This is a genomic window from Nesterenkonia alba DSM 19423 (assembly GCF_000421745.1).
In the GTDB taxonomy this organism is placed as follows: Bacteria; Actinomycetota; Actinomycetes; order Actinomycetales; family Micrococcaceae; genus Nesterenkonia; species Nesterenkonia alba.
Map to the genome: position 1 here is coordinate 44,897 of NZ_ATXP01000001.1, position 14,577 is coordinate 59,473.

Annotated in this window: 8 protein-coding genes; 7 read left to right on the top strand and 1 reads right to left on the bottom strand. The window is 65.3% G+C overall.

Annotation, left to right across the window (positions count from 1 at the left end; translation table 11 throughout):
• Nucleotides 1-9 precede the first annotated feature (9 nt).
• Nucleotides 10-2,133, bottom strand: a complete 2,124-nt coding sequence (locus tag H578_RS12130) for an ABC transporter substrate-binding protein (protein ID WP_022871698.1) — start codon at nucleotides 2,131-2,133, stop codon at nucleotides 10-12.
• A gap of 257 nt (nucleotides 2,134-2,390) precedes the next feature.
• Between H578_RS12130 and H578_RS15315 the strand changes: the two genes are divergently transcribed.
• The 7 genes from H578_RS15315 to H578_RS0100250 all read left to right on the top strand — a co-directional run bounded on the left by H578_RS15315 (nucleotide 2,391) and on the right by H578_RS0100250 (nucleotide 14,529).
• A complete protein-coding gene (locus tag H578_RS15315) occupies nucleotides 2,391-3,233 on the top strand; it encodes a DUF4129 domain-containing protein (protein WP_156837146.1) in 843 nt (280 codons plus the stop codon).
• Entirely contained in the window at nucleotides 3,230-3,733 is a 504-nt protein-coding gene (locus H578_RS0100225; protein ID WP_022871700.1) for a hypothetical protein, read from the top strand. The genes H578_RS15315 and H578_RS0100225 overlap by 4 nt, the downstream gene beginning before the upstream one ends.
• Before the next feature lie 17 nt (nucleotides 3,734-3,750).
• Nucleotides 3,751-4,710, top strand: a complete 960-nt coding sequence (locus H578_RS0100230) for an AAA family ATPase (RefSeq protein ID WP_028463776.1) — start codon at nucleotides 3,751-3,753, stop codon at nucleotides 4,708-4,710.
• 9 nt (nucleotides 4,711-4,719) lie between these two features.
• The gene (locus H578_RS12140; protein WP_022871702.1) at nucleotides 4,720-6,039 is read left to right on the top strand and encodes a DUF58 domain-containing protein; all 1,320 of its coding nucleotides are present in this window, start codon (nucleotides 4,720-4,722) and stop codon (nucleotides 6,037-6,039) included.
• Nucleotides 6,036-6,614, top strand: coding sequence for a hypothetical protein (locus H578_RS0100240; protein ID WP_022871703.1), 579 nt, complete (start codon nucleotides 6,036-6,038; stop codon nucleotides 6,612-6,614). Before H578_RS12140 ends, H578_RS0100240 begins: the two co-directional genes overlap by 4 nt.
• 282 nt (nucleotides 6,615-6,896) lie before the next feature.
• Nucleotides 6,897-10,421: a DNA-directed RNA polymerase subunit beta gene (gene rpoB, locus H578_RS0100245; RefSeq protein WP_028463777.1), complete on the top strand. Its 3,525-nt coding sequence runs from the start codon at nucleotides 6,897-6,899 to the stop codon at nucleotides 10,419-10,421.
• Between the two features lie 127 nt (nucleotides 10,422-10,548).
• Nucleotides 10,549-14,529, top strand: a complete 3,981-nt coding sequence (locus H578_RS0100250) for a DNA-directed RNA polymerase subunit beta' (RefSeq protein ID WP_022871705.1) — start codon at nucleotides 10,549-10,551, stop codon at nucleotides 14,527-14,529.
• Nucleotides 14,530-14,577 lie beyond the last annotated feature (48 nt).

A 14,577-nucleotide genomic window follows, 5' to 3' on the forward strand; every position in this document is an offset into this window, starting at 1 on the left:
CGGGTGTCCTTACCCCTCGTCAGAGGGGAGTGGTTCTCCTTCGTACTCGTCGACGAACTCCTGGGCGTCGTCCTGTTCATCGGCGACGGCGTCGTCGGGGTTCTCCCACCACCACACCGCCGGGTAGGCCGGGCCAGGGTTCTGGAAAGCGGAGGCTTCATAGAGCGTGTCGGGGGCGTTCATCAGCCCCTCGGCCTTTACCCCGGCACGGTTGGGGCTGGTGGAGACACCGATAGCCCAGAAGATTTCCGCGGAGAGGTCCAGCACCTGCTCGAACAGTTCGGTCTGGCGGTCCGGATCGGCCTCGACGAGGATCTGCTCGTAGAGCTCCCACTGCTCCCACACCGGGTGGTCGGCCGGAGGCTCCAAGCCCTCGCCGTCCTCCCAGAACTCACCCCACAGGGGAGCGAAGGTGGAGGAAGTGCCCTCGGGCATGTACCACCGGGGACGGAGGATCGCGTCCTGGAGCCCGGCGGAGCCGTCACGGACGATGACATCGAAGTCACCAGAGTCGCGGCGCTCGTTGCGCAGATCCCGGTCCATGGAGTTGATCTCCACGGTGATGCCGACCTCCGCCCAGTACTGCTGGACGAATTGCATCGCATCGACATGCTCTACCGAACGGTCGGTGGCGACATCCACCGAGAACGTGAACGGCTCGCCATCGGGACCCAGACGCCGACCCTCTGAGTCGGTCTCCGGAAGCACCTCATCGAGGTACTCACCGGCGAGGTCGACGTCGTACTCCAGGTACTGGGTGGCCAGCTCCTCGTGGTAGTACGCCGACTCTTCCCGGGGGCTGACCTGGGAGGGCTCACCCTGACCGAAGTAGACCAGCTCGATGATCTCCTCACGGTTCAACGCATGGGACAGTCCGGCCTTGAAGTTCACATCGTTGAAGATTTCCGCGGTGGCCTCGTCCTCGTGGTGATGGTTGAACCCGAAGACGATGGTGTTCATATCGGTGGAGACCACATCCACCAGGGAGTACCCGTGCTCCTGCTGAGATTCGGCCAGCAGGGGACGGAAATCGTGGTCGAAGTGCCGGTCTTGGTAAGAGATGTTCCCGCCGGCGGCCCGGAAGGCAATGACCTCCGCGGAGTCGAAGATGTCGAAGACTAACCGGTCGGTGTAGGGCAGCTGGTTACCCTCTTCATCCACCTTCCAGTAGTAGGGGTTGCGGGTCAGGGTCACCCGGGTGCCTTCATAGGCGGGGGTCTCGATGATGTAGGGGTTCAGCTGGGGCAGATCCGGGTTCATCCAGCGGGAGTCGAAGCCGGTTCCCAGGGTTACCCAGCCCTTCGAGGTGAACATGTCCGCCCAGTCCTCGTAGCCTTCCTCTTCGGCGAGCTGTTCGGCGTCGTCGTTGTAATCGATGTGGAACTGTTCCAGGTAGTGCCGTGGGAACCGGTGGAACTTCCCGTCCTCCTCCGCCCGGGCCAGGTTCATCAGAAACAACCCGTGAGGCACCTCGAACTGCAGCTCAATGGTGTAGTCATCGATGACATGAAGGTCCGGGAAATTGCCCTCCGGGTCGGTGAGGTAGTCGGTGGGACCACCGGGGGTCAGCTCCTCATGGGAGAGCACATCCTCATAGGCGAAGACGATGTCATCGGTGGTGAACGGTTCCCCGTCGGACCAGCGGATGCCCTCCTCTAAGTGGAAGGTGAATGTGGTCGCATCCTCGGAGACCTCCCAGTCGCGGGCCACACCCGGGGTCAACTCATCCGACCAGTCAGCGTCCCACCGCACCAAGGGTTCATAGGCGGCGTAGCGGCGGATCGTGGAGTCGTCATCGTTGCCGTTCATGGCCATCTGCAGCTCACCGCCGTACTGCCCCACGCCGTCGGCGCCGATGATGGTCACCGCCTCTTCCGGCATGCGCTCATCAAGCGGCGGTAAGTCCCCGGATTCGACAAGTTCCTCTAGCTCGGGGGCCTGGCCGGTCGGTGCCGTGCGTTCCTCAGACAGGGCCGGGGCGCCGGTGTCCATCCCGGTGTCGACGCTGCCGGCGGTGGTGGCCCCGCCGTTGGTCTCTGCGGTGCTGCCCTGCCCGTCGCCGCCGTTTCCGCAGGCGGTGAGTACAAGGGCCGCGACGGTCAATCCCGTCATCGTGTGTGCGGCGTATCGCATGGTGAAGCCTCTCCCAGGAGTTCTCAAGCGGTGCGTGTGGTGCGCGGCAACCGGCCCTCTCCGCACCTCAGGGGTGAGGCCTGGACCGTTCCACTTTCAGCGACAGTAGGAACCCCGGGTGACCTCGCGGTGAACCCGAAGATGACAAACAGGGAAATCCTGCGACCAATCCACTGGATCGTTCCAGCAGGGGGTCCGACGTCGGGACCTTCCCCCAGCAGCCGCGCGTGAGCGACCCAGTGCGCTACGTTGGAGTGATGCGAACAACACGGGCAGCCTGGGCCGTGGTCCTGACCACGCTGGGGCTGCTGGTGCTCGTCTGGGGTTCTACCGCGGAGGTGCCCCGCTTCACTGGAGACCTCCCCGCCCCCGATATCGACTGGGAACCCCCGGAGCCCGAGGGTGATGACCCGATCGAACAAGACATCCAAGACTGCCCCACCCCCGCGGAGATCGCCGACGGGGCAGAGATTCCGCCCGCCTGCGAAGACGAACTGCCCCTGGCTGACGACGGCGACCTCGATGACTCCAACTGGCTGCGGCAACTCATCGAGCTGGGTCTGATCCTGCTGGGCATCGCCGCTGCGATCATCCTTGCCCGCACTGCGGTGGTCGTGGCCCGCCGCCTGCGCCGTTGGTGGGCCGGGCGCAACGCCGACGACGCCGGGCCCGGGCAGATCGTCGAAGACCTCGCCGTCGCTGAAGCCGCCGCCGGCCGTGCTCGGGAACGCGCCGTGGCCGAAGGTCAACCCCGCAACGCGGTGGTCGCCTGCTGGGTGGCCCTAGAAGACGGTGCTGCCCAGGCCGGGCTCACCCGGGCGCCCTCGGAGACCGCCGAAGAATTCACCCGCCGGGTACTGGCCCACTGGGACGTCGATTCGGCCACGATCGCCGAACTGGCTGAGCTTTACCGCACCGCCCGGTTCTCCCGGCTGCCCATGACAGAAGACCACCGCCGCCGAGCCATCGAAGCACTCGAAGCCACCCGGCGGGATATCGCCGCCAAACAGGCCGCTGTGACCGCCGAACGCGAACGCGCCGAAGCCCAACGTCTCGACACCCAGCGGCTGAGCGCACAGCACACGGAGGGAGCCCAGTGAAACGCACAGTGCTGCCAGGACTGCTCGCGCTGGGCTGCGGGCTGGTGCTGTTCATCGTGCTGTGGGCCAACGATCTCGCCCCCGGCCCCTGGAGCGCAGGAGTGGCCTTCGCTGTGGTAGCCGCCGGTGTCGGCGTCGTCGTGGTCTTCACCGTCCTGGAGCACCGCCGGGCCGTGGTGGAACCCGAATGGTTCAGCGGGGATCCCCGGGAACCGGACCGCCACCGCGCCGAAGCCGACCTGCGCCTCGCCCGGCTGCGCTACCTGCTGCGCGACGCCGTCGCCGGGGAAAACGGCGTGGTCGAAACCCACGAGGTCATCACCCGACTCGCCACCGCCGCACTGCGGGCCCGCGGCATTGACCCCGAGACCGACCCCGAGGCCGCCCGCGCCGCCTTAGGGGAAGAACTCAGCGACTACCTCGCCACCGAACCCGAACCGGGCCAGCCGGTGAGCGAAAGCACCCTGACCCACGCCGTCACACGAATCGAGGAACTGTGAGCACACCCGAGCAGACCATGACAGCCGAGGCCGTCACCGCCCGCGCCGAGGAGGTGCTCGACCAGATCAGCCAGGCCGTGGTCGGCAAACGCGAACCGCTCACTCTGACCCTGGCGGCCATCCTCGCCGGTGGGCACGTGCTGCTCGAAGACCTCCCCGGGCTCGGCAAAACCCTGGCCGCTCGCTCCTTCGCCCAGACCCTCGGGCTGGACTTCTCCCGGGCGCAGTTCACCCCCGACCTGCTGCCAGCCGACCTCACCGGCGCCTATGTCTACGACCAGTCCCGCGGGGAGTTTGAATTCCGGCAGGGCCCGCTGTTCACCGGGCTCCTACTGGCCGATGAGATCAACCGCACCCCACCGAAGACCCAGTCCGCTCTCTTAGAAGCCATGGCGGAGAAGCAAGTCACCGTCGAAGGTCGCACCTACCCGCTGCCGAGGCCCTTCCACGTGCTGGCCACAGCCAACCCCGTGGAGTACGAGGGCACCTACCCGCTGCCGGAAGCCCAGCTGGACCGTTTCCTCTTGCGGCTGTCCTTCGGCTACCCCGAACAGGACGAAGAACAAGACGTGCTCCGCCGTCGCTTGGACCGCCGGGCCGAGGAGGTTGTGCTCGAACCGGTGACCGACGCCGCCGGGCTCATCGCCATGCAGCAGGCGGTGGAATCCGTCCCGGTGGAAGAGGACATTTCCCGCTACTGCGTGCAGCTGGCCGCCGCCACCCGCACCAACAACGCCGTGCAGGTCGGGGCCTCCCCGCGCGGATCCCTGGCCCTGGTCCTCACCGCCCGGGCCTATGCGGTCATCCACGGCCGCAGCTACATCACTCCCGAAGACGTTAAAGCAGTCGCCCACGCGGTGCTCGATCACCGCGTCGTGCTCAAACCCGAGCTGTGGATGTCCGAGGTGACCCCGCAGCGGGTGGTGGCCTCCGTCCTGGGGGACGTGCCAGTGCCCTCGGCCCGCGAGGCGGTCTGAGGCCGCACTGTGAACGCATCCTCTGCCTCCCGTCGTCGTCGGGCTCCTCAGTGGTTGTTCACCCACGCTGGTCTGCGTGCGGTGATCCTCGCCGTACTCACCGCGGTGCTGGCCCTGATGGCCGGGCGCCCGGACCTGCTGGTAGCCGCCGCGCCGCTGGCGATCATTGCAGTGTGGACGATCGCCGAACGCCCCCGCGGGCAGGTGCGATTGCGCTTCCGCACAGCCCGAGACGTCGTCACCGAAGGCCAGTCCAATGCTGTCATCGTCACCGCGGAAGGAACTGAGGACGCCGAGATCCTCGCCACCTCGGTGGCACCCACCCCCTACATCGAGCGCCGGCCACGGCACGGCGCCCGGGCGGTAGACCTGAGCACAGCAGATCCCGGTGAAGCGGTGGAGGTCAGTACCGGGATCGATCCGCAGCGCTGGGGCTTACACCCGGTAGGGCCAGTGCGGGCCGCAGCGGCCGGATCCTGGGGGGCCTACATGTGGGGACCGGAGACCTTCGCCGAACGCACCCGGCGTGTGTTGCCGGCCCCAGAGGTCTTCGACACCTCCGCCCCGGCGCCGCATCCACGCGGACTCGTCGGGCAGCACCGCTCCACCCGGCCCGGCGACGGCAGCGAGTTCAACACGATCCGCCCTTTCCAATGGGGTGACAAGCTCAAGCGGATCAACTGGACCCACTCGGCGCGCACCGGCGAGTTACACGTGACCTCCTCCTACGCGGACCAGGACACCCACCTCGCATTGCTCGTTGACGCACAGCTGGACCTCACCCCCGCCGGTGGGGAGGGGCCCACCACTCTCGACACCTCAGTGCGGGCGGCTGCGGCGATCAGCGAGCACTTCACCCGACAGGGCGACCGAGTGAGCCTGCAGGTGGTCTCCGGGCATATGCCGCAGCGACTTCCGGCCGGTACCGGCCGCCGCCACGCGCGTCGAGTGCTGGATGTCCTCTCCAAGGCGACCCCCTCGGCGGAGCACCGCGTGGACTTCGACCGGATCCGGCTCGGCTTACCACCGGGCACCCTGGTGGTCATGGTCTCCCCGCTGATCTCCCCGGCGATCCTCACTCGAGCGGCCTCCTTGGCCCGCAGCGGACTGACAGTGGTCGCCATTGATGTGCTCGGGGAGTCTTTCAACCCCACCAGCAAGGGGGAGAGCCTCGATGAACTGGCCTGGCGAATCCGTCAGCTCGAGCGGGCACTAGAGATCCGACGGGTCCAGCAGGCCGGAGTCGCGGTGGTCCCCTGGCGGGGGCCCGGAAGTATGGACATGGTGCTGCAGTTACTGGCTCGCCGAGGAACGGGGGCCATGCGATGATCCGCGAACTGCGCAACGCCTCGTGGGGGCAGTTGAGCCTGCGTGCCGCGATTGTGGTCTCCGCGGTGATCTTCGGGGTGCTCGCCGGGCTGGTCAGTGGCCGAGGGGTGCTCGACTTCTGGACCGGGGGGCTGAGTCTGTTGCTGGGCGTGGCGGCTGCGCTCGTGCCGCAGGGTCCTGCGCCGCTGGCACTGTTGAGCTACGTACTGGGGTGCTGGTGGTTGGCCAACGACGACGTCGCCACGGCGTGGAGTCTGCTGGTGGCCACCCTGGTGCTCACCATTCATGTGTGCGCGGCCTTAGCGGCAGTGCTGCCTCTTCCCGCGGTGGTCCCCTCCACGGTGTGGCGGAGGTATCTCATCCGCGCTGCAGGCGTGATGGCAGCGGTGATCCTCGTCTGGACAGCTGTCCGGCTAGCTGCCGGGATGACTGTACCCGGGGGAGTGGTGGCTCTCTTCGCCGCAGTGGTGCTCATTCTGCTGGCCGCGCTGGCCTACGCGCGCTGGGCGGCGGGGGTCTCTGGGGTGTACCGATTCCCGGAGAAGGGGACCGCCCAGAGGGGACCCGGTCTTTAGTGAGGTGCCGGGCTGCTGAAGGTGCGCTGCCGGCGTCGTGCGGTCATCGTCGGTGACAACACGCGCTGGGGCGTGAGCTGTTGTGCAGCCGGGCGGAAGTGCTAGCCTGTGTGCCAGCCGAGCGGAAATCCGGCGTCTTTTGCCGTGCGGTTGCACCCGGCCTCATCTTCTGTGTACCCTTAAGGTTCGCGTCGTCTCCATTTCCTGTGCCTTCAAATAGCGGTGGGCATATCTCTGTGACGCTGTACACGGAAGCTACGAAGGTCTGTGGAAGGATCCCTCTTGGTCGCCTCGAGCACCTCTATCAATACCGCTGCATCGGCCCGTACTGCTGACTACGCCGGCCGGCTCTCATTCGCAAAGATCCACGAGCCCCTCGATGTCCCCGAGTTGCTTGCCCTGCAGATCGAGTCCTTTGACCGGCTCGTGGGCAACGAGCGCTGGGCCGCCCGGGTGGAGGAAGCCCGGCAGAAGGGCATCAAGGGCGTCTCCGAGACTTCCGGACTGGCGGACATCTTCGAGGAGATGTCGCCTATCGAGGATTTCCAGGAGACCATGAGTCTCTCCTTCTCCGACCCGGAGTTCGCCGACCCGAAGATGTCGGTGGAAGAGTGCAAGGACCACGACACCACCTACTCGGCCCCGCTGTACGTCAAGGCCGAGTTCATGAACCACAACACCGGTGAGATCAAGCAGCAGACGGTGTTCATGGGTGACTTCCCGCTGATGACCGAGCGGGGTACCTTCATCATTAACGGCACTGAGCGTGTTGTGGTCTCCCAGCTGGTCCGCTCCCCGGGTGCTTACTTCGAGAAGACCCAGGACAAGACCAGCGACAAGGACATCTTCACCGCGAAGGTGATCCCTTCCCGCGGTGCCTGGTTCGAACTCGAGATCGACAAGCGCGACCAGGTCGGGGTGCGGCTGGACCGCAAGCGCAAGCAGCCGGTCACCGCGCTGCTGAAAGCCCTTGGCTGGACTGACTCGAAGATCCTCGAAGAGTTCGGTGAGTACGATTCCATCCGCGCAACCCTGGAGAAGGACACTTTCGAGTCCCAGGACGAGGCCCTGCTGGACATCTACCGCAAGCTGCGTCCGGGCGAGCCGCCGACCGTCGAGGCCGGCCGCTCGCTGCTGGAGTCGCTGTACTTCACCCGGAAGCGCTACGACCTGGCCAAGGTGGGCCGGTACAAGCTGAACCGCAAGCTCGGTGTGGACAAGGACTTCTCCGCAGCGGACGCCAGCGTGCTCACCGAAGAGGACATCACCGCGATGATCCACTACCTGTGTGCCCTGCACGCAGGCCGCACCAGCATCAAGGGTGTGCGTGACGGTGAAGAGACCGAGATCCCGGTGGCCGTGGATGACATCGACCACTTCGGCAACCGGCGCATCCGTGCGGTGGGCGAGCTCATCGAGAACCAGGTCCGCACCGGTCTGTCCCGTATGGAGCGCGTGGTCCGCGAACGGATGACCACCCAGGACGTCGAGGCGATCACCCCGCAGACGCTCATCAACATCCGCCCAGTGGTGGCCAGCATCAAGGAGTTCTTCGGAACCTCCCAGCTGTCCCAGTTCATGGACCAGAACAACCCGCTGGCCGGTCTGACCCACAAGCGGCGGCTCTCCGCTCTGGGTCCCGGGGGCCTCTCCCGTGACCGTGCCGGTATGGAAGTCCGCGACGTCCACCCCTCCCACTACGGCCGGATGTGTCCCATTGAGACTCCGGAAGGTCCGAACATCGGGCTGATCGGTTCGCTGGCCACCTACGGGCGGATCAACAACTTCGGATTCATCGAGACCCCGTACCGCAAGGTGGTCGATGGCAAGGTCACCGATGAAATCGAGTACCTCACCGCTGACGACGAACTGGTCGCCCAGATCGCCCAGGCCAATGCACCGCTGAATGAGGATGGCTCCTTCGCCGAGGACGCTGTGCTCTGCCGTGGTCGTGCTGACGCCTCCGGTGGTGAGCAGGGTGAGCCGCTGTTGGTCTCCCCCGAGGACATCGACTACATGGATGTCTCCCCGCGGCAGATGGTCTCGGTAGCCACTGCGCTCATCCCGTTCCTGGAGCACGACGACGCCAACCGTGCGCTCATGGGTGCCAACATGCAGCGTCAGGCCGTGCCGCTGCTGCAGGCCGAGTCCCCGCTGGTCGGGACCGGGATGGAGAAGTACGCCGCGATTGACGCCGGCGACTCTGTGGTTGCCGCCAAGGCGGGTGTGGTCACCAAGGTGGCCGCCGACCTGGTCACCGTCCTCAACGACGACGGCACCCACACCCACTACCCGATCATGAAGTTCCAGCGCTCCAACCAGGGCAACGCCTACAACCAGCGCGTCCGGGTCTCCGAAGGTGACCGGGTGGAGCCCCAGTCGGTCATCGCCGATGGTCCCTCCACCGAATACGGTGAGCTGGCGCTGGGGAAGAACCTGCTGGTGGCCTTCATGTCCTGGGAGGGTCACAACTTCGAGGACGCCATCATCCTCTCCCAGCGTCTGGTGCAGGACGATGTGCTCACCTCCATCCACATCGAGGAGCACGAGGTCGACGCCCGGGACACCAAGCTCGGTGCCGAGGAAATCACCCGGGATATTCCCAACGTCTCCGAGGAGATGCTTGCCCAGCTCGACGAACGCGGCATCATCCACGTTGGCGCCGAGGTGGAGTCCGGTGACATTCTCGTTGGTCGCGTCACGCCCAAGGGTGAGACAGAGCTGACCCCCGAGGAGCGCCTGCTGCGTGCCATCTTCGGTGAGAAGTCCCGCGAAGTCCGCGACACCTCCCTGAAGGTGCCCCACGGTGAGGCCGGAACGGTCATCGGCGTGCGCATCCTCGACACTGAGGAAGGCCACGAGCTGCCCCCGGGTGTGAACCAGGTGGTGCGGGTCTACGTCGCCCAGAAGCGTAAGATCACCGACGGTGACAAGCTCGCCGGACGGCACGGTAACAAGGGCGTGATTTCCCGCATCCTGCCGGTGGAAGACATGCCGTTCCTGCCGGATGGAACCCCTGTCGACGTCGTGCTCAACCCCATGGGTGTGCCCGGTCGTATGAACATCGGACAGGTCATGGAGCTGCACTTAGGCTGGGCTGCTGCTAACGGCTGGACCATCGAGGGCAACCCCGAGTGGCTGCAGAATCTGCCGCATCTGCCCAAGGAGACCGGCCCCACCAAGGTGGCCACCCCGGTCTTCGACGGTGCTGAGACCTACGAGATCACCGGCCTGCTCGGTTCGGTCAACCCCACCCGCGACGGTGAGCGACTGGTGGGCACCGACGGCAAGGCCACCCTGTTCGACGGCCGCTCCGGCGAGCCGTTCCCGGACCCGGTCTCGGTCGGCTACATGTACATCTTGAAGCTCCACCACCTGGTGGACGACAAGATCCACGCCCGCTCCACCGGCCCGTACTCGATGATTACCCAGCAGCCGCTGGGTGGTAAGGCACAGTTCGGCGGTCAGCGCTTCGGTGAGATGGAGGTCTGGGCCCTGGAGGCTTACGGCTCCGCTTACACCCTGCAGGAGCTGCTGACCATCAAGTCCGATGACATCCACGGCCGTGTGAAGGTCTATGAGGCCATCGTCAAGGGCGAGGACATCCCCGAGCCGGGCGTTCCCGAGTCATTCAAGGTGCTCATCAAGGAAATGCAGTCGCTGTGCCTGAACGTCGAGGTCCTCAACTCCGAGGGCAAGGCCTTCGAGATGCGCGACGCCGACAGTGAGGACTCCGGCTTCACCGCCGCCGAAGAGCTCGGCATCGACCTCTCCCGCGCCGAGCCCAGCTCGGTCGAAGAGGTCTGAAGCCCCTCTGACCCGCTCGCTTGAGGCTGCGGCGTCGTCGTGATCCATCCGACGACGTCGCCCTCGGTGAAGCAGACACAGAACTTGCGTTGACGAACTTTTGCTAGAGAAAAGAGAGATACGGACTATGTCCACTGAATCCTCATTCGGCACGATGCGCATCGGCCTGGCCACCACCGACGAGATCCTGAAGTGGTCCCACGGCGAGGTGAAGAAGCCCGAGACCATCAACTACCGCACCCTGAAGCCAGAGAAGGACGGGCTCTTCTGCGAGAAGATCTTCGGCCCCTCCCGTGACTGGGAGTGCTACTGCGGTAAGTACAAGCGCGTGCGCTTCAAGGGCATCACCTGTGAGCGCTGCGGTGTGGAGGTCACCCGTTCCAAGGTTCGCCGTGAACGGATGGGCCACATCGAACTGGCCGCCCCGGTGACCCACATCTGGTACTTCAAGGGTGTTCCCTCCCGTCTGGGGTACCTGCTGGACCTGGCGCCGAAGGACCTGGAGAAGGTCATCTACTTCGCCGCCTACATGATTACCGAGGTGGACGAGGACCGCCGGCACGAGGATCTGCCGAACCTCGAAGCCGAGGTCACCCAGGAGGTCAACCACCTGACCTCCCAGCGGGACGCCGACATCGCCGCGATCTCCAAGGAGCTCGAGGACGGCCTGGCTGAACTCGAGTCCGAAGGTGCCAAGGCTGCGGAGAAGAAGAAGTTCCGCGAGACCAAAGAGAAGCAGATGGCCCAGGTGCGTAAGCGCGCCGACGCTGAGATCGAGCAGATCCAGAACGTCTGGGACCGTTTCAAGAACATCAAGGTGGGCGACCTCGAGGGTGATGAGACCCTGTTCCGTGAGATGCGGGCCAAGTACGGTGAGTACTTCGAGGGCCACATGGGTGCTGAGGCGATCCGTCGTCGTCTGGCTACCTTCGACATGGAGTCTGAGGCCGCCTCTCTGCGCGAGACCATTGCCACCGGTAAGGGGCAGCGCAAGACCCGCGCCCTGAAACGGTTGAAGGTCCTCAATGCCTTCCTGGTCAACGGCAACTCGCCCACCGGGATGGTGCTGGAGGCTGTGCCGGTGATCCCCCCGGAGATCCGGCCTATGGTGCAGCTCGACGGTGGCCGTTTCGCCACCAGCGACCTCAACGACCTTTACCGCCGCGTCATCAACCGGAACAACCGGCTCAAGCGGCTGCTGGACCTCGGCGCGCCCGAGATCATCATCAACAACGAGAAGCGCATGCTGCAGGAGTCGGTGGACTCCCTGTTTGACAACGGTCGCCGCGGTCGGCCGGTCACCGGACCGGGTAACCGTCCGCTGAAGTCGCTGTCCGACATGCTCAAGGGTAAGCAGGGCCGCTTCCGCCAGAACCTGCTGGGTAAGCGTGTGGACTACTCGGGCCGTTCGGTCATCGTGGTGGGTCCGCAGCTGAAGCTGCACGAATGTGGCCTGCCTAAACAGATGGCCCTGGAGCTGTTCAAGCCGTTTGTAATGAAGCGGCTGGTGGACCTCAACCACGCTCAGAACATCAAGTCCGCCAAGCGGATGGTGGAGCGTCAGCGTTCCCAGGTGTGGGACGTGCTGGAGGAAGTCATCACCGAGCACCCGGTGCTGCTCAACCGTGCTCCCACCCTGCACCGTCTGGGTATCCAGGCCTTCGAACCGCAGCTGGTCGAAGGGAAGGCCTTGCAGCTGCACCCGCTGGTCTGCACCGCCTTCAACGCCGACTTCGACGGTGACCAGATGGCTGTGCACCTGCCCCTGGGGCCGGAGGCACAGGCCGAGGCGCGCATCCTGATGCTCTCCTCGAACAACATCCTCAAGCCCTCCGACGGTCGCCCGGTGGCACTGCCCACCCAGGACATGATTATTGGGCTGCACCACCTCACCACGGTCCGCGAGGACGAGTCGGGTGCCGGGCGGGTGTTCTCCTCTGTGGGGGAGGCCTACATGGCCTTCGACCTGAAGGAGCTGCACCTCAACGCCCCGGTGAAGATCGCCGTCGACGGTTTCGTGCCCTCGGAGCAGGTGCCCGCACCCGAGGGGTGGACTGAGGGTGAGCCTGCGCTCATCGACACCACCCTGGGCAAGGTCATCTTCAACGAACTGCTGCCCGAGGACTACCCCTGGCAGGACAAGCAGGCTGATAAGAAGCAGCTCGGGGTGCTTATCAACGACCTCTCCGAGCGGTACTCCACCGTCCAGGTCGCCCAGACTCTGGACAACCTCAAAGACGCCGGCTTCTACTGGTCCACTCGTTCCGGGGTCACCGTGGCGATCTCTGACATCACCTCCGACTTCGACAAACAGTCGATGATGGAGAACTACGAGGCGCAGGTGGCCAAGATCGAGGACGACTACGGTCTGGGTCTCATCGGTAAGGAAGAACGCACCACAGAGCTCCAAGAGATCTGGCGTCAGGCCACCGAAGAGATCGAGTCCAAGATGAAAGCGGGGATGGATGAGCTCAACACCATCAACCGCATGGTGTCCTCCGGAGCCCGTGGTAACTGGAACCAGGTCCGGCAGATCGCCGGTATCCGTGGTTTGGTGACCAACCCGAAGGGTGAGATTATCCCCCGGCCCATCAAGGCCTCCTACCGTGAGGGCTTGACCGTGCTGGAGTACTTCATCGCCACCCACGGTGCCCGTAAGGGTCTGGCCGACACCGCGCTGAAGACTGCGAACTCCGGGTACCTCACCCGGCGTCTGGTCGACGTCTCCCAGGACGTCATCATCCGCAGCGAGGACGACGGCAGCACCCGCGGCATCACCGTGCCGATCGCTCAGCCGGTGGGTTACCGTCACGACGCCCAGGGCGCCGATGACGTGCTCATCAAGTCCGGGCGCAAGCTCATCACCGATAACCCGGACGTCACCGACTGGGAACTGCACGAGATGGTCGAGACCTCCGCTTACGCGCGGACCCTGGCTGCCGACGTCGTCGACGAAAACGGCGAGGTGCTCGCCACTGCCGGTGACGAGGTCGACGACCAGATGATCAAGCGGATCTTTGCCGCCGGGATTAAGACCATCAAGGTTCGCTCCGTGCTGACCGATGAGTCCCCGGTGGGTGTCTCCGCAGCCTCCTACGGGCGGTCCATGGCCTCTGGCCAGCGGGTCGACGTCGGCGAGGCCGTCGGGATCATCGCCGCACAGTCCATCGGTGAGCCGGGAACCCAGCTGACCATGCGTACCTTCCACTCTGGTGGTGTCGCCTCCGCCGATGACATCACCCAGGGTCTGCCGCGTATCCAGGAACTCTTCGAGGCCCGCACTCCGAAGGGTGTGGCACCCATCGCCGAGTCCTCCGGACGGCTGCGCTACGAGGAGGACGAGAAACAGTCCCGCCTGGTGCTCACTCCCGACGACGGCTCCGAGGAGCAGGTTTACCCGATCCTGCGCCGGGCCAAGCTGCTCGTCGACCTGGGGGAGAACCTGGATAAGACTGTTCACGTCGAGGTCGGCACCCAGCTGACCCACGGCTCCGTGGACCCCAAGCAGGTACTGCGGGTGCTCGGTCCCCGGGCTGCCCAGCGGTTCCTCGTCGCCGAGGTCCAGGAGGTCTACCAGACCCAGGGTGTGGCCATCCACGACAAGCACGTGGAGGTCATCGTCCGGCAGATGCTGCGCCGGGTCACCGTCATCGAATCCGGTGACACCGACCTGCTGCCCGGTGAGCTGGCCGACCGGTTCCGCTTCCAGCAGGCCAATAAGGCTGCCTTTGAGCAGGGCAAGCGCCCGGCCTCCGGGCGTGACGAGCTCATGGGAATCACCAAGGCCTCCCTGGCCACCGATTCCTGGCTCTCGGCAGCCTCCTTCCAGGAGACCACCCGGGTGCTCACCCAGGCGGCTATGGAAGGCAAGTCGGATCCGCTGCTGGGTCTGAAGGAGAACGTCATCATCGGTAAGCTCATCCCGGCCGGTACCGGCCTGGACCGCTACGTCAACACCGAGGTGGAGCCCACCGAGGAGGCCAAGGCGAACCTGTTCACCGGTCCCAGCCTCTACGGGTCCAGCTTCGACTACGCCGGTGCCGAGGGAGACGGTGAATTCCACGCCGTTCCCCTCGACGACTACGACACCGGTGTCGACTTCCGGTGATGTCACCGCAGTGACGCCGTCTCAGGGGCACTGACTGCCCTGACGGGT

What these genes read in the sequence shown, in the direction of transcription:
- H578_RS15315 (WP_156837146.1), top strand. Translation starts at nt 2,391, where the DNA reads ATGCGAACAACACGGGCAGCCTGGGCCGTGGTCCTGACCACGCTGGGG.
- H578_RS0100250 (WP_022871705.1), top strand. Translation starts at nt 10,549, where the DNA reads ATGTCCACTGAATCCTCATTCGGCACGATGCGCATCGGCCTGGCCACC.
- H578_RS0100240 (WP_022871703.1), top strand. Translation starts at nt 6,036, where the DNA reads ATGATCCGCGAACTGCGCAACGCCTCGTGGGGGCAGTTGAGCCTGCGT.
- H578_RS0100230 (WP_028463776.1), top strand. Translation starts at nt 3,751, where the DNA reads ATGACAGCCGAGGCCGTCACCGCCCGCGCCGAGGAGGTGCTCGACCAG.
- H578_RS12130 (WP_022871698.1), bottom strand. Translation starts at nt 2,133, where the DNA reads ATGCGATACGCCGCACACACGATGACGGGATTGACCGTCGCGGCCCTT.